Annotated in this window: 30 protein-coding genes and 1 pseudogene; 1 reads left to right on the top strand and 30 read right to left on the bottom strand. The window is 54.9% G+C overall.

The window, feature by feature from the left end; all coding sequences use genetic code 11:
* The first annotated feature begins 211 nt into the window (after nucleotides 1-211).
* A complete protein-coding gene (locus COA55_RS11005) occupies nucleotides 212-589 on the top strand; it encodes a hypothetical protein (protein ID WP_290502184.1) in 378 nt (125 codons plus the stop codon).
* A gap of 30 nt (nucleotides 590-619) precedes the next feature.
* Here the strand turns inward: COA55_RS11005 and COA55_RS11000 are convergent, their stop codons facing one another.
* The 30 genes and pseudogenes from COA55_RS11000 to COA55_RS10855 all read right to left on the bottom strand — a co-directional run.
* On the bottom strand, nucleotides 620-955 hold the full coding sequence (locus COA55_RS11000) for a DOPA 4,5-dioxygenase family protein (protein ID WP_063521639.1): 336 nt from the start codon (nucleotides 953-955) through the stop codon (nucleotides 620-622).
* A gap of 107 nt (nucleotides 956-1,062) precedes the next feature.
* The gene (rplQ, locus tag COA55_RS10995; protein ID WP_063521640.1) at nucleotides 1,063-1,446 is read right to left on the bottom strand and encodes a 50S ribosomal protein L17; all 384 of its coding nucleotides are present in this window, start codon (nucleotides 1,444-1,446) and stop codon (nucleotides 1,063-1,065) included.
* A gap of 49 nt (nucleotides 1,447-1,495) precedes the next feature.
* A complete protein-coding gene (gene rpoA / locus COA55_RS10990; protein WP_007150795.1) occupies nucleotides 1,496-2,503 on the bottom strand; it encodes a DNA-directed RNA polymerase subunit alpha in 1,008 nt (335 codons plus the stop codon).
* Between the two features lie 20 nt (nucleotides 2,504-2,523).
* Nucleotides 2,524-3,156: a 30S ribosomal protein S4 gene (gene rpsD, locus COA55_RS10985; RefSeq protein WP_007148340.1), complete on the bottom strand. Its 633-nt coding sequence runs from the start codon at nucleotides 3,154-3,156 to the stop codon at nucleotides 2,524-2,526.
* 16 nt (nucleotides 3,157-3,172) lie between these two features.
* Nucleotides 3,173-3,571 (bottom strand): 30S ribosomal protein S11, encoded by a 399-nt coding sequence (rpsK, locus tag COA55_RS10980; RefSeq protein WP_011587706.1) that lies wholly within the window; start codon nucleotides 3,569-3,571, stop codon nucleotides 3,173-3,175.
* Between the two features lie 36 nt (nucleotides 3,572-3,607).
* Nucleotides 3,608-3,964, bottom strand: a complete 357-nt coding sequence (gene rpsM / locus COA55_RS10975; protein WP_063521641.1) for a 30S ribosomal protein S13 — start codon at nucleotides 3,962-3,964, stop codon at nucleotides 3,608-3,610.
* 116 nt (nucleotides 3,965-4,080) lie between these two features.
* Nucleotides 4,081-4,197 (bottom strand): 50S ribosomal protein L36, encoded by a 117-nt coding sequence (gene rpmJ, locus COA55_RS10970; protein ID WP_008928865.1) that lies wholly within the window; start codon nucleotides 4,195-4,197, stop codon nucleotides 4,081-4,083.
* A 17-nt stretch (nucleotides 4,198-4,214) separates the two neighbouring features.
* The gene (secY, locus tag COA55_RS10965; protein ID WP_290502176.1) at nucleotides 4,215-5,597 is read right to left on the bottom strand and encodes a preprotein translocase subunit SecY; all 1,383 of its coding nucleotides are present in this window, start codon (nucleotides 5,595-5,597) and stop codon (nucleotides 4,215-4,217) included.
* An 11-nt stretch (nucleotides 5,598-5,608) separates the two neighbouring features.
* Nucleotides 5,609-6,043 carry a 50S ribosomal protein L15 gene (gene rplO, locus COA55_RS10960; RefSeq protein ID WP_007151502.1) on the bottom strand — a complete coding sequence of 145 codons (435 nt, stop codon included), beginning with the start codon at nucleotides 6,041-6,043 and terminating at the stop codon, nucleotides 5,609-5,611.
* A 3-nt stretch (nucleotides 6,044-6,046) separates the two neighbouring features.
* The gene (gene rpmD / locus COA55_RS10955; protein ID WP_007149547.1) at nucleotides 6,047-6,229 is read right to left on the bottom strand and encodes a 50S ribosomal protein L30; all 183 of its coding nucleotides are present in this window, start codon (nucleotides 6,227-6,229) and stop codon (nucleotides 6,047-6,049) included.
* A 24-nt stretch (nucleotides 6,230-6,253) separates the two neighbouring features.
* Nucleotides 6,254-6,751 carry a 30S ribosomal protein S5 gene (gene rpsE / locus COA55_RS10950; protein ID WP_007149291.1) on the bottom strand — a complete coding sequence of 166 codons (498 nt, stop codon included), beginning with the start codon at nucleotides 6,749-6,751 and terminating at the stop codon, nucleotides 6,254-6,256.
* Between the two features lie 12 nt (nucleotides 6,752-6,763).
* On the bottom strand, nucleotides 6,764-7,114 hold the full coding sequence (rplR, locus tag COA55_RS10945) for a 50S ribosomal protein L18 (RefSeq protein WP_063520936.1): 351 nt from the start codon (nucleotides 7,112-7,114) through the stop codon (nucleotides 6,764-6,766).
* 17 nt (nucleotides 7,115-7,131) lie between these two features.
* Nucleotides 7,132-7,665: a 50S ribosomal protein L6 gene (gene rplF / locus COA55_RS10940; protein WP_063538712.1), complete on the bottom strand. Its 534-nt coding sequence runs from the start codon at nucleotides 7,663-7,665 to the stop codon at nucleotides 7,132-7,134.
* Nucleotides 7,666-7,696: 31 nt separating this feature from the next.
* Nucleotides 7,697-8,089 carry a 30S ribosomal protein S8 gene (gene rpsH / locus COA55_RS10935; protein WP_063519146.1) on the bottom strand — a complete coding sequence of 131 codons (393 nt, stop codon included), beginning with the start codon at nucleotides 8,087-8,089 and terminating at the stop codon, nucleotides 7,697-7,699.
* 31 nt (nucleotides 8,090-8,120) lie between these two features.
* Nucleotides 8,121-8,426 (bottom strand): 30S ribosomal protein S14, encoded by a 306-nt coding sequence (gene rpsN / locus COA55_RS10930; protein WP_063521169.1) that lies wholly within the window; start codon nucleotides 8,424-8,426, stop codon nucleotides 8,121-8,123.
* An 11-nt stretch (nucleotides 8,427-8,437) separates the two neighbouring features.
* Nucleotides 8,438-8,977 carry a 50S ribosomal protein L5 gene (gene rplE / locus COA55_RS10925; RefSeq protein WP_063518835.1) on the bottom strand — a complete coding sequence of 180 codons (540 nt, stop codon included), beginning with the start codon at nucleotides 8,975-8,977 and terminating at the stop codon, nucleotides 8,438-8,440.
* Between the two features lie 12 nt (nucleotides 8,978-8,989).
* Entirely contained in the window at nucleotides 8,990-9,298 is a 309-nt protein-coding gene (gene rplX / locus COA55_RS10920; RefSeq protein ID WP_039926805.1) for a 50S ribosomal protein L24, read from the bottom strand.
* A 15-nt stretch (nucleotides 9,299-9,313) separates the two neighbouring features.
* Nucleotides 9,314-9,682 carry a 50S ribosomal protein L14 gene (rplN, locus tag COA55_RS10915; RefSeq protein ID WP_007151625.1) on the bottom strand — a complete coding sequence of 123 codons (369 nt, stop codon included), beginning with the start codon at nucleotides 9,680-9,682 and terminating at the stop codon, nucleotides 9,314-9,316.
* Between the two features lie 51 nt (nucleotides 9,683-9,733).
* On the bottom strand, nucleotides 9,734-9,997 hold the full coding sequence (gene rpsQ, locus COA55_RS10910) for a 30S ribosomal protein S17 (protein ID WP_011587695.1): 264 nt from the start codon (nucleotides 9,995-9,997) through the stop codon (nucleotides 9,734-9,736).
* Between the two features lie 2 nt (nucleotides 9,998-9,999).
* Nucleotides 10,000-10,191 (bottom strand): 50S ribosomal protein L29, encoded by a 192-nt coding sequence (rpmC, locus tag COA55_RS10905; RefSeq protein WP_007150643.1) that lies wholly within the window; start codon nucleotides 10,189-10,191, stop codon nucleotides 10,000-10,002.
* 3 nt (nucleotides 10,192-10,194) lie between these two features.
* The gene (gene rplP / locus COA55_RS10900; protein ID WP_007150407.1) at nucleotides 10,195-10,608 is read right to left on the bottom strand and encodes a 50S ribosomal protein L16; all 414 of its coding nucleotides are present in this window, start codon (nucleotides 10,606-10,608) and stop codon (nucleotides 10,195-10,197) included.
* A gap of 13 nt (nucleotides 10,609-10,621) precedes the next feature.
* Nucleotides 10,622-11,314: a 30S ribosomal protein S3 gene (rpsC, locus tag COA55_RS10895; RefSeq protein WP_007149325.1), complete on the bottom strand. Its 693-nt coding sequence runs from the start codon at nucleotides 11,312-11,314 to the stop codon at nucleotides 10,622-10,624.
* A 4-nt stretch (nucleotides 11,315-11,318) separates the two neighbouring features.
* Nucleotides 11,319-11,663, bottom strand: coding sequence for a 50S ribosomal protein L22 (gene rplV, locus COA55_RS10890; RefSeq protein ID WP_007149326.1), 345 nt, complete (start codon nucleotides 11,661-11,663; stop codon nucleotides 11,319-11,321).
* A gap of 10 nt (nucleotides 11,664-11,673) precedes the next feature.
* The gene (gene rpsS, locus COA55_RS10885) at nucleotides 11,674-11,949 is read right to left on the bottom strand and encodes a 30S ribosomal protein S19 (protein WP_007151633.1); all 276 of its coding nucleotides are present in this window, start codon (nucleotides 11,947-11,949) and stop codon (nucleotides 11,674-11,676) included.
* Between the two features lie 22 nt (nucleotides 11,950-11,971).
* Nucleotides 11,972-12,796, bottom strand: a complete 825-nt coding sequence (rplB, locus tag COA55_RS10880) for a 50S ribosomal protein L2 (RefSeq protein WP_011587693.1) — start codon at nucleotides 12,794-12,796, stop codon at nucleotides 11,972-11,974.
* Between the two features lie 18 nt (nucleotides 12,797-12,814).
* Nucleotides 12,815-13,111 (bottom strand): 50S ribosomal protein L23, encoded by a 297-nt coding sequence (gene rplW, locus COA55_RS10875; RefSeq protein WP_007150124.1) that lies wholly within the window; start codon nucleotides 13,109-13,111, stop codon nucleotides 12,815-12,817.
* Nucleotides 13,108-13,710: a 50S ribosomal protein L4 gene (gene rplD, locus COA55_RS10870; RefSeq protein WP_063520286.1), complete on the bottom strand. Its 603-nt coding sequence runs from the start codon at nucleotides 13,708-13,710 to the stop codon at nucleotides 13,108-13,110. Before rplD ends, rplW begins: the two co-directional genes overlap by 4 nt.
* A 14-nt stretch (nucleotides 13,711-13,724) precedes the next feature.
* Entirely contained in the window at nucleotides 13,725-14,360 is a 636-nt protein-coding gene (rplC, locus tag COA55_RS10865) for a 50S ribosomal protein L3 (RefSeq protein WP_007149479.1), read from the bottom strand.
* A gap of 42 nt (nucleotides 14,361-14,402) precedes the next feature.
* Nucleotides 14,403-14,714, bottom strand: coding sequence for a 30S ribosomal protein S10 (rpsJ, locus tag COA55_RS10860; protein ID WP_007148458.1), 312 nt, complete (start codon nucleotides 14,712-14,714; stop codon nucleotides 14,403-14,405).
* Nucleotides 14,715-15,326: 612 nt separating this feature from the next.
* Nucleotides 15,327-15,409, bottom strand: a pseudogene (locus COA55_RS10855) (elongation factor Tu); the annotation flags it as partial.

Here is a 15,409-nt window from a genome sequence, read left to right as displayed (position 1 = left end):
GTGTTCTCCGACTGGCCAGCCACCACCACCTTTTATGCCAACTGCCTGCGGCAACACCGCTCGGCCCAGCCGCAGGCACAACAATAGCGCAGTTGCACCACACTTTACCCTGCGCCGCCCTGTAGCGGGGCTCCGGCCCCTCAGGCAGCCCTGAATTGGTGGCACGCTTTCTGCTTTGTACCACTCTACACACAGGCCGAGGAGTACGAGTATGGAATCCACCCCGGACCACCGTTGGCTGATGCAATACAATATCGTTAACCTGGTCAACCAGTGTCGGCGCTTGATCCGCGCCGAGTTCGACGAAAGCCTTTCTCTTACGGACCCCCAACTGCGCTTCAAGCTGGCTCACTTTGCCGGCCATACCCGCTCCCAGGGTCTCCAACGGCTGTACGGCGAAATTCGGCTTGCACTACTCAACCTCGAAGGCGCCGACCCGGAACCACAGCTGCCGCCCGAACCAGCAGCACGACGCTACCGGGGACAAACGATCAGCCCTGCGCCCGAAACACTCAGACAAACGCCCACACGCTCACGCTCGACACAAAAGGCCGTTATTTACCGGGGCAGGACGGTCGCACAAGGGTAGAAAGTAGAAAAAGCGTGGCGCAGCGTCTTTTCAGGCGGAGAACTGAAAAATACTTAAATCCAGCGGCTGGCTCTCCCCCAGCCACATCACCAACTCCGTATGATCACGAAGATCGTTACCACTGAGGCCATGCACAAACACTGTTAAGCCGTTCCGGCTCGCCATTAACCAGGGAATCACCTCTCCTGCCAAACGGCGCGGGATAGTCAGCTGACAGCTCCAGCATGGGTGCGGCCCCACCGGCTTTCGATGCATATGGCCCATGGGCACAGAAAAGCGTTGGTGAGCAGCCTGGCAGAGAGCCGCCGCCTGAGAAAAGGTTTGTTCGTCGAAATAGACGTGTGCGTGAAAACCGTTGATCGCCATACGCTGTGCCCGTTAATGACAACTCCAGCATAGCCGATGCTTTCACACTTGCAACAGGCACAAAAAAACCGGGCACAGGGCCCGGTTTTTTTTGGAACGGTTAACGCTTACTCTTCGTCAGCGTCAGCCAGTTCAGGACGGTCAACCAGCTCAACATAGGCCATCGGTGCGTTATCACCCGCACGGAAACCCATCTTGAGAATGCGGATGTAGCCACCTGGACGCTCCTGGTAACGAGGACCCAGCTCGTTGAACAGCTTACCAACCATTTCCTTGGAACGGGTACGGTCGAAAGCCAGACGACGGTTAGCGACGGAGTCTTCCTTAGCCAGAGTGATCAGCGGCTCAGCCACACGACGCAGCTCTTTGGCTTTCGGCAGAGTGGTCTTGATCGCTTCGTGCTCGAGCAGAGACACAGCCATGTTACGGAACATAGCCTGACGATGAGAGCTGTTCCGATTCAGTTTTCTGCCGCTTTTGCGATGACGCATGATTCTGTTCCTATGTTCAGGGGCGCTTCACAGCGTCCACAACAACTAATTAGCGCAACTTGGTGTTCAGCCGGTCATCATCTCGCAGGCTGACCGGCGGCCAGTTCTCGAGACGCATGCCCAGCGACAGACCTTTAGAGGCCAGCACATCTTTGATCTCGGTCAGCGACTTCTTACCCAGGTTCGGGGTTTTCAGCAGCTCAACCTCGGTACGCTGTACCAGATCACCGATGTAGTAGATGTTTTCCGCTTTCAGACAGTTAGCGGAACGAACGGTCAGCTCAAGATCATCCACCGGACGCAGCAGGATAGGATCGATTTCCTCACGCTCCTGCTTCGGCTCAGGCTTGGCATCCTGCTCCAGGTCTACAAACACCGCAATCTGCTGCTGCAGAATCGTTGCTGCACGACGAATCGCTTCTTCCGGATCAATGGTTCCGTCTGTTTCCAGATCGATAACCAGTTTGTCCAGGTCAGTACGCTGCTCAACACGGGCCGCTTCAACCACATAGGCCACGCGACGAACCGGGCTGTAGCTGGCATCCAGCTGCAGACGGCCAATACCACGGGTCTCGTCGTCTTCAGACTGACGGGAATCCGCAGCAACATAGCCACGCCCTTTCTGAACCTTCAGCTTCACACGCAGTTCGGTGTCGCCGGTGATGGTGCAGATCAGGTGATCCGGATTGACAATCTCAACGCTGTGATCGCGCTGGATGTCATTCGCGGTTACAGCGCCCGGGCCTTTTTTGACCAGCTCGAGGGTCGCTTCTTCGCGATCTTCCATCTGCAGGGCAACGCCCTTCAGGTTCAGCAGGATGTTGATCACATCTTCCTGGACCCCTTCGATAGAAGAGTATTCATGCTGCACACCGTCGATCTCCACTTCGGTGATCGCACAGCCGGGCATGCTGGAGATCAGGATGCGGCGCAGCGCAGTCCCCAGAGTGTGGCCAAAACCACGCTCCAGCGGTTCCAGAACCACTTTGGCGTGGGTCTGGTTGATCGCGTTGACCGCGATCGAGCGGGGCGTGAGAAAGTCGTTCACGGCGGTCATAGAGATCCCTCAGGCAGTCCTTACTTGGAGTACAGCTCGACGATCAGATTTTCGTTGATCTCGGCAGGCAGGTCGATACGCTCAGGCTTCGCCTTGTAGGTACCTTCCAGCTTCTTGTCATCAACTTCAATCCACGGCATAAAGCCGCGCTGCTGAGCGAGCTCCATGGCGTTCTTCACGCGCAGCTGGTTCTTGGACTTCTCGCGAACGTTGATCTGGTCGCCAGGCTTCACCTGGTAAGACGCAACATTCACAGACTGGCCGTTAACCAGAATGGCACGGTGGCTAACCAGCTGACGCGCTTCGGAACGGGTAGAACCAAAGCCCATGCGGTAAACCACGTTATCCAGACGACCTTCCAGCAGCTGCAGCAGGACTTCGCCTGTTGCGCCCTTGGAAGCGGCCGCTTTCTTGTAGTAGCTACGGAACTGCTTTTCCAGCACACCATAGGTACGACGAACTTTCTGCTTCTCGCGCAGCTGAACACCGTAGTCGGACAGCCGTGCCGGGCGACGCCCGCTTGCACCAGCAGCCTGGCCAGGAGCCTGCTCAGCTTTACACTTGGATTCCAGAGGGCGGATACCGCTCTTCAGGAACAGATCAGTGCCTTCTCGACGGGAAAGCTTGCACTTGGGACCGATGTATCTTGCCATCTTGCTCTAACTCCCGTTACACGCGACGCTTTTTAGGCGGACGGCAACCGTTATGGGGAATCGGCGTTACGTCCTCAATATGGGTGATCTTGTATCCGCAGCCGTTCAGGGCGCGAATAGAAGATTCACGACCCGGACCGGGGCCTTTCACCCGCACTTCAAGATTTTTCAGACCGTAGTCCTTCGCAGCATTACCCGCGTTTTCAGCCGCCACCTGGGCAGCAAACGGGGTGCTTTTACGGGAACCACGGAAACCAGCGCCACCGGAGGTCGCCCAGGACAACGCATTGCCCTGACGATCAGTGATGGTGATGATGGTGTTGTTGAAGGAAGCGTGCACGTGCGCAATACCGTCCGCAACGGTGCGCGTTACCTTCTTACGACGTGCGCCACTATCTTTCTTTGACTTAGCCATAATGCCTATCCAAATCCAGCCGCTGTCTAATTCAGCTTATTTGCGAATCGGTTTACGCGGACCTTTACGGGTGCGCGCATTGGTCTTGGTACGCTGACCGCGAAGCGGCAAGCCGCGACGATGGCGAATACCACGGTAGCAACCGAGGTCCATCAGACGCTTAATGTTCATGTTGATTTCCCGGCGCAGGTCACCTTCGGTAGAGAACTTGGCAACTTCGCCACGAATGGCATCAAGTTGCTCACCGGTCAGCTCGCGAACTTTCGCGGTCTGCTCAATACCAGTCGCTGCGCAGATTGATGCTGCGCGGGTGCGACCGATCCCGAAGATGTAGGTGAGAGAAATCACCGTGTGCTTATTTTCCGGGATGTTAACGCCTGCAATACGGGCCATCCGAATATCTCCGATTCACAAAACGGGTGGCGCCAGGCTCACAGGCGCCGAAAGGCGGCAGAGTCTAGCGCTACACCGACTGAATTTCAACCAAACACTTAAAAGAAGACTAAACCTTAACCCTGGCGCTGCTTGTGCCGGGGTTCGGCACTGCAGATTACCATGACACGCCCCTTACGACGGATCACTTTGCAGTTACGGCAGATCTTCTTTACAGAAGCCTGAACTTTCATCGCACTCGCCTCGTTCGTTAACGCACCAGACCGGTGCCACCATACCCTTTCAGGTTGGATTTCTTCATCAACTTCTCGTACTGGGTGGACGTCAGGTGCGAATTAACCTGCGACCAGAAGTCCATTACCACTACCACAACGATCAGCAGAGAGGTGCCGCCCAGGTAAAAGGGCACATTGGCAACAGCTTGCAGACCCAGCGGCAGTAAGCACACCAGCGTCATGTATACCGCACCGATCAGAGTCAAACGCCCCATCACCGTGTCGATATAGCGAGCGGACTGCTCGCCCGGGCGAATGCCCGGAATATAAGCGCCGGATTTCTTCAGGTTGTCAGCGACATCCTTCGGATTGAACACCAGCGCTGTATAAAAGTAGCAAAAGAACACAATTGCCAGGGTAAACAGCAGAATATACAGCGGTGTACCCGGTAGCAGAGCTTCACTGACATTACGCAGCGCCTGGCCCCACCATGAATCCGGATTGGAGTCACTGAACCACTGGGTCAGGGACGCCGGAAACAGCAATATAGAGCTGGCAAAAATCGCAGGAATCACCCCTGCCATGTTTACCTTCAGCGGCAGATGACTCTGCTGCGCTGCATACACACGACGCCCTTGCTGACGGCGCGCATAGTTTACCGTAATACGGCGTTGTCCGCGCTCCACATACACCACACCGAAAATCACGGCCATGGCGACCAGGAACACAAACAGCATCATAATCAGGCTTAGGTCGCCGGTACGCGCAGATTCAAACGTCTGCGCCACCGCACCAGGCAGGCCGGACACGATGGAGGCGAAAATCAGCATGGAGATCCCATTGCCGATACCGCGCTCGGTAATCTGTTCACCCAGCCACATCAGGAAGACAGTACCCGTTACCAAGGTGCTGACTGCCACAAAGTAGAAGCTGGCAATTTGCATGGTGTTGGCTGTTTCAGGCAGTAGCGTAATGCCCTGGCTGTTAAGGCCGGCCACCATACCGAAAGACTGAATCGCCCCCAGCGCCACCGTCAGATAACGGGTGTACTGGGTAATCTTGCGCCGCCCTTGTTCACCTTCTTTACGAAGCTGCTCAAGCGTGGGCACTACGGCCGTCATCAGCTGAATCACGATGCTGGCTGTAATGTAGGGCATGATGCCCAACGCAAAGATACTCATGCGCTCCAGTGAACCACCAGAGAACATGTTGAACAGGCCAAGAATGGTGTCCCGGTTATTGTTGAACATCTGTTGCAACGCTTCCGGGTTCATGCCCGGGACCGGGATATGCGCCCCGACCCGGAACACCACCAGGGCGCCCAACAGAAAACCGATCCGCCGCCACAGCTCACGCATTGCGTTACCGTCAGCTTTCGGCGCACCGCCATTTAGTGTTTGAGCGCGATTCTTCGCCATAAAGCGCAGCCTTACTCTTCAACTTTACCGCCAGCTTTTTCAACTGCTTCACGGGCACCTTTGGAAATGGCCACACCGCGAACAGTCACTGCACGATCGATTTCACCTTGCAGAACAATTTTGGCCCGTTTCATGTCACGGCGAACAACGTTGGCTGCTTTCAAAGAAGCCAAATCGATCACGTCACCTTCCACTTTTGCCAGTTCAGCAAGACGGACTTCAGCAGTGCCCATTGCCAGCTTGGACGTGAAACCGAACTTCGGCACACGACGCTGCAGCGGCATTTGACCACCCTCGAAACCGGGCTTCACGGTACCACCGGAGCGAGACTTCTGACCTTTATGACCACGGCCACCGGTCTTGCCCAGGCCGGAACCGATACCGCGACCTACGCGCTTACCTTCCGGACGGGAACCTTCAGCGGGATGCAAATCATTAAGACGCATCACTTATTCTCCCTCTACCTGCACCAGGTACGAAACCTTGTTAATCATGCCTCGTACTGACGGGGTATCTTCAACTTCAACGGTGTGGCCAATACGGCGCAGACCGAGACCGCGCACGCAGGCCCTATGCTTTTCCAGCCGGCCGTTGGTGCTTTTAACCAGCTTTACCTTGATCTTTTCAGCCATCGTATCGATTCCGCTTATCTGCGCTTAGTTCAGAATCTCTTCAACAGACTTGCCACGCTTGGCAGCCACAGACTCCGGAGAAGCCATGGATTTCAGACCATTGAAAGTAGCCCGAACCACGTTTACCGGGTTGGTGGAGCCATAGCACTTGGCCAGTACGTTCTGAACGCCTGCGACTTCCAGCACGGCACGCATAGCACCGCCGGCAATCACACCGGTACCTTCATCGGCCGGCTGCATGTACACCTTGGAGGCACCGTGACGGGCCTTCATTGGGTGCTGGATGGTAGAACCGTTCAGTTCTACCTGAATCATGTTGCGGCGGGCAGCTTCCAGGGCCTTCTGGATAGCAGCAGGCACTTCACGCGCCTTGCCACGACCAAAGCCAACTTTACCCTTGCCGTCACCCACTACAGTCAACGCGGTAAAACCAAAAATACGGCCGCCTTTTACTACTTTAGCAACCCGGTTTACCTGAACCAGTTTTTCCTGCAGACCTTCGTTGGGATCAACCTTCGCCATAACCAAGCACCCTTAGAATTCAAGCCCGTTTTCACGCGCGGCATCAGCCAGCGCCTTTACGCGACCGTGATATTTAAAACCAGAACGGTCAAAGGCTACGCGCTCAATGCCCGCTTCTTTGGCACGCTGAGCAATAATCTGACCAACTTTGGTCGCTGCATCAGTGTTGCCGGTAGCGTCAGCACGCAAATCTTTCTCCACTGTACTGGCAGAAGCCAGTACCTGGTCGCCTGCCGCAGAGATCACCTGCGCATAAATATGACGCGGGGTACGATGTACGCAAAGACGAACTTCGCCCAACTCGCGAATCTTCAGACGAGTGCGCTTGGCCCTGCGTAGACGTGCAACTTTTTTGTCTTTCATGGCATCAATCTCGACGATTATTTCTTCTTGGCTTCCTTACGGCGCACTTGCTCATCAGCATAGCGCACCCCTTTACCCTTGTAAGGCTCAGGCGGACGGAAGGCCCGAACATTGGCAGCAACCTGACCAACCAGTTGCTTATCAATGCCCTTAATGACAATTTCAGTCTGGCTCGGGGTCTCTACGGTGATCCCTTCAGGCAGCTCGTAAGCCACCGGGTGGGAAAACCCGAGGGTCAGGTTCAGCACCTTGCCCTGAGCCTGTGCGCGGTAACCAACACCCAGGAGCTGAAGCTTACGCTCAAACCCATCGGCTACGCCGGTTACCATATTATTCAGCAGAGCACGGGTGGTCCCGGCCAAAGCCCAAGCCTTCTGGGAGTCTTCGTGAGGCTTAACAGACATCACGCCTTCTTCCAGGGACACGGCTACCAGCTCGTGAACTTCATGCTCCAGGCTGCCTTTGCCACCTTTTACGGCGACTTTCTGGCCATCGACTTTAACTTCGACGCCCTTCGGCAGATTTACCGGATTTTTTGCTACTCTAGACATTGTTGCACCTAACCTGTCTACGCCGCTTCTGTTAGGACACTTCGCAGATCAGCTCGCCACCAACATTGGCTTTGCGCGCTGCCCGGTCAGAAATAATGCCCTGATTAGTGGATACGATCATAACACCGAGGCCGTCTTTGACCTTGGGGATCTCACCAGCGGACTTGTAAACCCGCAGACCAGGACGGCTTACCCGTGCAATCTTCTCGATCACAGGGCTGCCTTCGTAATACTTCAGCTCAACCGTCATTACCGGTTTTTTATCGCCTGTCACTTCGTAACCTGCGATATAGCCCTCGTCCTTCAGTACTTTGGCAACAGCTTCCTTTGCTTTTGACGCAGGAATCTCGACCTGTACTTTCTTGGCCATCTGGGCGTTACGGATACGAGTAAACATATCCGCCAGGGTATCTTGCATGCTCATGCCGCAATCGCTCCGCTACCTAACTCTTGGCTTACCAGCTGGCTTTAACCAGACCGGGAACATCACCGCGCATTGCTGCTTCACGCAGCTTGATCCGGCTAAGGCCGAATTTGCGGTAGTAACCGTGCGGACGACCGGTGAGACGACAGCGATTACGCTGACGAACCGGAGAAGAATCGCGCGGCATTTTTTGCAGCTGAAGCTGAGCATCCCACTTCGCTTCAGGTTCTGCATTGGGATCCTGGATGATCGCCTTAAGCGCTGCGCGCTTGGCGGCAAAACGCTGAACCAGCTTAGCGCGTTTTGCTTCCCGGTTTTTCATGGATTCTTTAGCCATGACAAATCCTCTTAGCCCTTCAGCGGGAAGTTGAAGGCGCGCAGCAGCGCCCGTGCTTCGTCATCAGTCTTGGCTGAGGTGGTAATGGTAATATCCATACCACGCAGCTTATCGACCTTGTCGAAATCGATCTCCGGGAACACGATCTGCTCACGCAGACCCATGGAGAAGTTGCCCCGGCCATCGAAGGATTTCGGGTTCAAACCACGGAAGTCACGGATTCGCGGAATGGCAACAGAAACCAAGCGCTCCAGAAATTCATACATTCTCTGGTTGCGCATGGTCACCTTGCAGCCAATCGGCCAACCTTCACGGATCTTAAAGCCTGCAACAGACTTGCGCGCGTTGGTTACCAGGGGCTTCTGGCCAGAAATGGCCGTCATGTCCGCCAAAGCACCTTCCATCGCTTTACGATCCGCAGAAGCTTCACCAACACCCATATTCAGGGTGATCTTGGTGATCTTCGGCACTTCCATGATATTACCGAGACCAAGCTCTTCTTTCAGCTTGGGCGCGATTTCGTCTTGATAAATCTTTTTCAGATCACTCATGGGTCACCTAACCTACAGCGTTTCGCCGTTGGACTTGAAGAAGCGAACTTTTTTGCCGTCTTCAAAACGGAAGCCCACACGATCCGCTTTCTGCGTCTTGGGGTTCCAGATGGCAACGTTAGAAGCGTTTAGCGATGCTTCCTGTTCTACGATGCCGCCTTGAGTACCGCGGTTAGGGTTGGCTTTAACATGCTTCTTGACCATGTTAACACCAGCAACGATGAGGCGACCGTTGTCCAGAACTTGCTGAACAGAGCCACGCTTACCTTTGTCCTTACCCGCAATTACGATGATTTCGTCATCACGCTTAATCTTGAGCATTACCTTCACCCGCCTTTACAGAACTTCAGGTGCCAGGGAAATGATCTTCATAAATTGCTCAGTACGCAGCTCGCGCGTTACTGGGCCGAAGATCCGAGTGCCGACCGGTGCCTTGTTGTTGTTCAACAACACCGCGGCGTTTTCGTCGAAACGAATCAGTGATCCGTCTGGACGACGTACACCTTTACGGGTACGAACGACTACAGCGGTCATCACGTCGCCTTTCTTGACACGGCCGCGTGGAATCGCTTCCTTTACTGTGACCTTGATGATGTCACCAATGCCTGCATAGCGGCGGTGAGAACCACCCAGCACTTTGATGCACTGTACTCGACGGGCGCCACTGTTATCAGCTACCTCGAGCATGCTTTCGGTCTGAATCATCGCTTAATCTCTCCAACTCTGCCTTTACAGGCAGCCACAGCAACGGTCCGTTTAGGCCTTAGACTGTTCAACTACGTTAACCAGCATCCAAGCTTTACGCTTGGACAGCGGCCGGCACTCCTCGATGGTGACCAGGTCACCTTCACGACACTGATTTTCTTCATCATGCGCCATCAACTTGGTGGAGCGCTTGATGATCTTGCCGTAAATCGGGTGCTGAACCCGGCGCTCTACCAATACAGTGATAGTTTTATCACCTTTATTGGAGATGACTTTGCCGGTAGCGGTCCGGCGCATTGTGTTCGCCTCTGCCATGACTAGTTACCCTGTTTCTCTCTCAGAATGGTCTTAACGCGCGCAATATTGCGGCGAACCTTCCCAAGCTCATGGGTTTTAGAAATCTGACCGGACGCGCTCTTCATACGCAGCTTGAATTGTTCCTCAAGCAGCTCGATTTGCGTCTGCTGCAGCTCCTCGACACTCTTATCTTTCAGCTCGCTCGCTTTCATGGCTTACATCACCGTCCGAGTCACGACACGGGTGCTTACCGGCAGCTTGGCCGCGGCCAGACGGAACGCTTCACGCGCAACGTCTTCTGACACACCTTCCATTTCGTAAAGCATTTTTCCAGGTTGAATCTGAGCAACCCAGTACTCTACAGAACCTTTACCTTTACCCATCCGCACTTCAAGAGGCTTATTGGTAATCGGCTTGTCCGGGAATACCCGGATCCAAATTTTACCGCCCCGCTTGATATGGCGGGTCATTGCACGACGGGCTGCTTCGATCTGGCGCGCAGTAATACGGCCACGACCGGTTGCTTGCAGGCCAATGGTGCCGAAAGACACCTTGCTGCCCCGCTGTGCCAGGCCACGGTTACGGCCCTTCATCACTTTCCGGAATTTGGTACGCTTCGGCTGCAACATCGTTCGTTACCCTTTAACCGCGGCCGCGCTTCTTCGCGCCCTTGGACTGCTTCTGCTCTTCCTGTACCTGCTCCATGCCACCAAGCACTTCGCCGCGGAAGATCCAGACCTTCACACCGATGGTGCCGTAAGTGGTTTCAGCACGTACGCTTGCGTAGTCGATGTCGGCACGCAAAGTATGCAGAGGCACTCGGCCTTCGCGGTACCATTCGGTACGCGCAATCTCTGCACCACCCAGACGACCGGACAGCTGAATTCGAATACCTTCAGCGCCAGACTTCATGGCGTTCTGCACCGCACGCTTCATGGCGCGACGGAACATGACTCGACGCTCCAGCTGGCCGGCAACATTATCACCTACCAGACGGGCATCCAGGTCGGGCTTGCGCACTTCCTCGATGTTGATGTGCACAGGCACACCCATCTTGGCAGCAACATCACGACGCAGACGCTCAACGTCTTCACCTTTCTTGCCAATAACAATGCCCGGACGCGCAGTAGCAATAGTGATGCGAACGTTTTCAGAAGGACGCTCGATCTTGATACGGCTTACCGATGCACTTTTAAGGCGCTTGAAAAGATACTCACGCACTTGCAGATCGGTAACCAGGCAGTCTGAATAAGACTTCGGTCCGGCATACCAAAGCGAATTATGCTCTTTGACAATGCCAAGGCGAATACCGACCGGATGAACTTTCTGACCCATCTGGTTACTCCTGACCTTCTGAGACTTTCACAGTAATGTGGCAAGTACGCTTGAGGATACGGTCAGCGCGGCCTTTGGCGCGCGGGCGAATCCGCTTCATCGTCATGCCTTCATCCACGAACACCGTGGACACCTTCAGCTCATCAACGTCAGCGCCGTCGTTGTTTTCCGCATTTGCAATCGCGGACTCCAGCACCTTCTTAACGATTTTTGCCGCCTTCTTCGGGCTGAATTCCAGAAGATTCAGCGCCTTCTCAACCTCCAGGCCACGGACCTGGTCGGCTACGAGGCGGGCTTTCTGAGCCGAAATTCTTGCACCGCGCAGACGGGCTGCAACTTCAGTAGCCATAACTGTCACCTTATCGCTTAGCCTTCTTGTCCACGGCATGCCCGCGGTAGTTGCGGGTCAGGGCAAATTCACCCAGCTTGTGGCCAACCATATGCTCGGAAACCATTACCGGCACATGTTGCTTGCCGTTATATACCGCAATAGTCAGGCCCACCATCTCCGGAATAATCATGGAGCGGCGAGACCAGGTTTTAATCGGCTTACGGGAGCCGGCTTCCACCGCATCTTCCACCTTGCCTAGCAGGTGGTGATCCACAAAAGGACCTTTTTTCAGTGAACGTGGCACAGCCTGAACCTCTCTCTATCCCTTACTTACGACGGTCACGCACAATCATTTTGGTCGTGCGCTTGTTTGTACGGGTCTTGTAGCCTTTGGTCGGAACACCCCAAGGTGTAACCGGATGACGGCCACCAGAGCTGCGCCCTTCACCACCACCATGCGGGTGGTCTACCGGGTTCATCGCCGCACCGCGTACGGTGGGTCGAACACCCCGCCAGCGCTTCGCGCCCGCCTTACCCAGTGAGCGCAAGCTGTGCTCACTGTTGGATACTTCACCGATTGTGGCCTTGCAGTCAGCGTGGACCTTACGCATTTCGCCGGAGCGAAGACGCAGAGTCACATACTGGCCATCTTTTGCCAGCAGCTGCACGGAAGTCCCTGCAGAGCGAGCAATCTGACCACCTTTGCCAGGCTTCATTTCCACATTGTGGATAGTGGAACCCAGCGGAATATTACGCAGCGGAAGGGCGTTACCCAGCTTGATCGGCGCATCTTCGCCGGACTGGATACGATCTTCTGCTTTCAGGCCTTTGGGGGCCAAAATGTATCGACGCTCACCGTCCAGATACTTCACCAGCGCGATGTGCGCGGTACGGTTCGGGTCATACTCAAGACGCTCTACAACCCCGGCGATACCGTCTTTATTGCGACGGAAATCGATCACACGATATTTCTGCTTGTGACCGCCACCCTTATGACGAGTGGTAATTCGACCGTTATTGTTACGACCACCGTTTTTCGCCTTGGCTTCCAACAGCGGTGCGTAGGGAGCACCCTTGTGCAGATCTTCGTTGACCACCTTGACTACAAAGCGGCGGCCCGGAGAAGTCGGCTTGCACTTTACAATCGCCATTATTCCTTACTCCCTTCCTTACTCTGCGCCCAGGAAGTCAATGTCCTGGCCTTCCGCGAGGGAAACATAGGCCTTCTTCCAGTCAACGCGCTTACCCGCAACGCGACCAAAGAATTTGGACTTGCCTTTCATGTTGGCGGTACGAACAGCTTCAACCTTCACTTCAAAAAGCGCTTCAACGGCTTTTTTGATTTCCAGCTTGCTCGCATCTTTAGCAACCTTGAATACGAAGGTGTTGTTCTGATCAGCCACAATCGTGGCCTTTTCAGAAACGTGCGGCGCACGCAGCACCTGCAAAATACGCTCTTGATTCATGCCAGGGCCTCCTCAAGCTTCTTCAGAGCCGGCACAGTGATCAGCACCTTCTCGAAAGCAATCAGACTTACCGGATCAACGCCCTGAGAATCGCGCACATCAACCTTCGGCAAATTACGTGAAGCCAGGAACAGGTTTTCGTCAACATTATCAGTGACGATCAACACACTGCTCAGCTCCATGTCTTTCAACTTGGCTGCAACCGTTTTGGTCTTGGGAGAGTCAACAGTAAACTCATCCACAACAACCAGACGCTCTTGACGCACCAGCTCAGACATAATGCACTGCAGCGCACCGCGGTACATTTTGCGGTTCACCTTCTGAGAGTGGTCACGTGGTACCGCAGCAAAAGTCTTGCCGCCGCCACGCCAGATCGGGCTACGAATCGTACCCGCACGGGCACGACCAGTACCCTTTTGACGCCACGGCTTACGACCACCACCACTCACATCGGAACGGTTTTTCTGAGCTTTGGAACCCTGACGGGCACCTGCCAGAAACGCAGTCACAACCTGATGAACCAGAGGCTCGTTAAAGTCCTTGCCGAAGGCGACTTCGGAAACGGTAACGGTACCTCCAGAGGCAGTATTGAGATTCATCCTCTATTCCTCTTTCAGGCCTTCGCCTTCACTGCCAGACGCACGATCACATCACCACCGGTAGCACCGGGGACCGCACCTTTAACCAGCAACAGATTCTTGTCAGCATCGACACGCACCACTTCCAGGTTCTGGACAGTGACACGCTCAGCACCCAGATGACCGGCCATCTTCTTGCCTTTAAACACGCGGCCCGGGGTTTGGTTCTGACCAATAGAACCCGGAGCACGGTGGGACAAGGAGTTGCCGTGAGTGGCGTCCTGGGTACTGAAGTTCCAGCGCTTAACGCCGCCAGCGAACCCTTTACCCTTGGAGGAGCCAGTGACATCGATCATCTGACCTGCCTCAAACCCCTCAACAGTCACCGCGGAACCCGCCTCAAACTCACCAGCTTCAGCACGGAATTCCCAGACACCACGACCCGCCTCAACACCAGCTTTCGCGAAATGACCGGCTTGCGCCTTGGTCACGCGGCTGGCACGGCGCTCACCTACAGTTACCTGCACGGCCTGATAGCCATCTGATTCTTCGGTCTTGACTTGGGAAACCCGATTAGGGCTAACCTCAATCACAGTCACCGGAACACTGACACCTTCTTCAGTGAACACCCGGGTCATGCCGCATTTTCGACCGATCACACCAATCGCCATTGTTTACCTCTTCACAACCTGTCGGGATAAACCCGCCCGTTGTTAACCCAGGCTGATCTGCACGTCCACACCAGCAGCCAGATCCAGTTTCATCAGCGCGTCCACGGTTTTATCCGTAGGCTCGACAATATCCACCAGCCGCTTGTGGGTGCGGATCTCATACTGATCTCGCGCATCTTTGTTTACGTGCGGAGAGACCAGCACTGTAAAGCGTTCTTTACGCGTCGGCAGCGGGATTGGACCCGTTACTTGCGCGCCTGTCCGTTTGGCCGTATCCACGATCTCCTGGGCGGACTGATCAATCAGACGATGATCAAAGGCCTTGAGACGAATACGGATTCTTTGGTTAGCCATAGCTAACAAACTCCAGACCGTTTCGAGCCATAGTTTATATGGCAAAAAGCCCACTTACCTCATCGCTACAGGATAGGTGAGTGGTGTCAAAACAAGCCCGGGAACAATGCCCCGGTTGGTACTGCCCGAAGGCAGGGCGCGAATATTAGCCATACCCCGGGGGTATTGCAAGGGGTATTTCGCCAAAAAACCCAAATCAACTGTAAAAGCAGTTATCGCAAAGCGACATCCGCCGCCACAGGGCCCATCAAAGCCACAACCGCGGTGCCAGCCAAGGAACAAGCCAATACCGACCCCCTCCTGATGGCATTCCACCGGGCTGAGACGGTACTCCTGTTTTTCCGCCCCGCCAAGCCCTGCCCTGAAAATCCGACAACTCATTGCCGAACAGGCAGTTCACCACCTTCGATTGCAACCACCACAAGCACGAGCAACACCACGCCACATCACACTGCAGAAAACCGCTTCACACACCGCTCAGCACGCCACAGCGAAGCCGCCAGACCACTCACACCCCAAGCCTCAACAGCCCAACAGACACCGTTGACAACACCATCAAATCGCAGGCAAAAAAAAGGGCCGCCGAAGCGACCCTTTTTATCACCGTAAAACTTACTCGGTGATTTTAGCTACCACGCCGGCGCCAACGGTACGGCCACCTTCGCGAATCGCGAAGCGCAGGCCATCTTCCATGG

The sequence above is a fragment of the Alcanivorax sp. genome (genome assembly GCF_002733835.1).
Taxonomy (GTDB): Bacteria; Pseudomonadota; Gammaproteobacteria; order Pseudomonadales; family Alcanivoracaceae; genus Alcanivorax.
Note: the sequence above shows the minus strand (reverse complement) of the source record. Positions and strands in the feature narration are given on the sequence as shown.

What these genes read in the sequence shown, in the direction of transcription:
- rplW (WP_007150124.1), bottom strand. Translation starts at nt 13,111, where the DNA reads ATGAATCAAGAGCGTATTTTGCAGGTGCTGCGTGCGCCGCACGTTTCT.
- rplB (WP_011587693.1), bottom strand. Translation starts at nt 12,796, where the DNA reads ATGGCGATTGTAAAGTGCAAGCCGACTTCTCCGGGCCGCCGCTTTGTA.
- rplO (WP_007151502.1), bottom strand. Translation starts at nt 6,043, where the DNA reads ATGCGTCTTAATGATTTGCATCCCGCTGAAGGTTCCCGTCCGGAAGGT.
- rpoA (WP_007150795.1), bottom strand. Translation starts at nt 2,503, where the DNA reads ATGACCGCCGTGAACGACTTTCTCACGCCCCGCTCGATCGCGGTCAAC.
- rpsJ (WP_007148458.1), bottom strand. Translation starts at nt 14,714, where the DNA reads ATGGCTAACCAAAGAATCCGTATTCGTCTCAAGGCCTTTGATCATCGT.
- rpsD (WP_007148340.1), bottom strand. Translation starts at nt 3,156, where the DNA reads ATGGCAAGATACATCGGTCCCAAGTGCAAGCTTTCCCGTCGAGAAGGC.
- rpmD (WP_007149547.1), bottom strand. Translation starts at nt 6,229, where the DNA reads ATGGCTGAAAAGATCAAGGTAAAGCTGGTTAAAAGCACCAACGGCCGG.
- rpsE (WP_007149291.1), bottom strand. Translation starts at nt 6,751, where the DNA reads ATGGCGAAGGTTGATCCCAACGAAGGTCTGCAGGAAAAACTGGTTCAG.
- rplV (WP_007149326.1), bottom strand. Translation starts at nt 11,663, where the DNA reads ATGGCTACTGAAGTTGCAGCCCGTCTGCGCGGTGCAAGAATTTCGGCT.
- rplE (WP_063518835.1), bottom strand. Translation starts at nt 8,977, where the DNA reads ATGAGTGATCTGAAAAAGATTTATCAAGACGAAATCGCGCCCAAGCTG.
- secY (WP_290502176.1), bottom strand. Translation starts at nt 5,597, where the DNA reads ATGGCGAAGAATCGCGCTCAAACACTAAATGGCGGTGCGCCGAAAGCT.
- COA55_RS11000 (WP_063521639.1), bottom strand. Translation starts at nt 955, where the DNA reads ATGGCGATCAACGGTTTTCACGCACACGTCTATTTCGACGAACAAACC.
- rplP (WP_007150407.1), bottom strand. Translation starts at nt 10,608, where the DNA reads ATGTTGCAGCCGAAGCGTACCAAATTCCGGAAAGTGATGAAGGGCCGT.
- rplQ (WP_063521640.1), bottom strand. Translation starts at nt 1,446, where the DNA reads ATGCGTCATCGCAAAAGCGGCAGAAAACTGAATCGGAACAGCTCTCAT.
- rpmC (WP_007150643.1), bottom strand. Translation starts at nt 10,191, where the DNA reads ATGAAAGCGAGCGAGCTGAAAGATAAGAGTGTCGAGGAGCTGCAGCAG.
- rplC (WP_007149479.1), bottom strand. Translation starts at nt 14,360, where the DNA reads ATGGCGATTGGTGTGATCGGTCGAAAATGCGGCATGACCCGGGTGTTC.
- rpsC (WP_007149325.1), bottom strand. Translation starts at nt 11,314, where the DNA reads ATGGGTCAGAAAGTTCATCCGGTCGGTATTCGCCTTGGCATTGTCAAA.
- rpsQ (WP_011587695.1), bottom strand. Translation starts at nt 9,997, where the DNA reads ATGGCAGAGGCGAACACAATGCGCCGGACCGCTACCGGCAAAGTCATC.
- COA55_RS11005 (WP_290502184.1), top strand. Translation starts at nt 212, where the DNA reads ATGGAATCCACCCCGGACCACCGTTGGCTGATGCAATACAATATCGTT.
- rplN (WP_007151625.1), bottom strand. Translation starts at nt 9,682, where the DNA reads ATGATTCAGACCGAAAGCATGCTCGAGGTAGCTGATAACAGTGGCGCC.
- rpsH (WP_063519146.1), bottom strand. Translation starts at nt 8,089, where the DNA reads ATGAGCATGCAAGATACCCTGGCGGATATGTTTACTCGTATCCGTAAC.
- rpsM (WP_063521641.1), bottom strand. Translation starts at nt 3,964, where the DNA reads ATGGCCCGTATTGCAGGCGTTAACATCCCGGAAAATAAGCACACGGTG.
- rplF (WP_063538712.1), bottom strand. Translation starts at nt 7,665, where the DNA reads ATGTCTAGAGTAGCAAAAAATCCGGTAAATCTGCCGAAGGGCGTCGAA.
- rpsN (WP_063521169.1), bottom strand. Translation starts at nt 8,426, where the DNA reads ATGGCTAAAGAATCCATGAAAAACCGGGAAGCAAAACGCGCTAAGCTG.
- rplD (WP_063520286.1), bottom strand. Translation starts at nt 13,710, where the DNA reads ATGAATCTCAATACTGCCTCTGGAGGTACCGTTACCGTTTCCGAAGTC.
- rpsK (WP_011587706.1), bottom strand. Translation starts at nt 3,571, where the DNA reads ATGGCTAAGTCAAAGAAAGATAGTGGCGCACGTCGTAAGAAGGTAACG.
- rpmJ (WP_008928865.1), bottom strand. Translation starts at nt 4,197, where the DNA reads ATGAAAGTTCAGGCTTCTGTAAAGAAGATCTGCCGTAACTGCAAAGTG.
- rplX (WP_039926805.1), bottom strand. Translation starts at nt 9,298, where the DNA reads ATGCTCAAGATTAAGCGTGATGACGAAATCATCGTAATTGCGGGTAAG.
- rplR (WP_063520936.1), bottom strand. Translation starts at nt 7,114, where the DNA reads ATGAAAGACAAAAAAGTTGCACGTCTACGCAGGGCCAAGCGCACTCGT.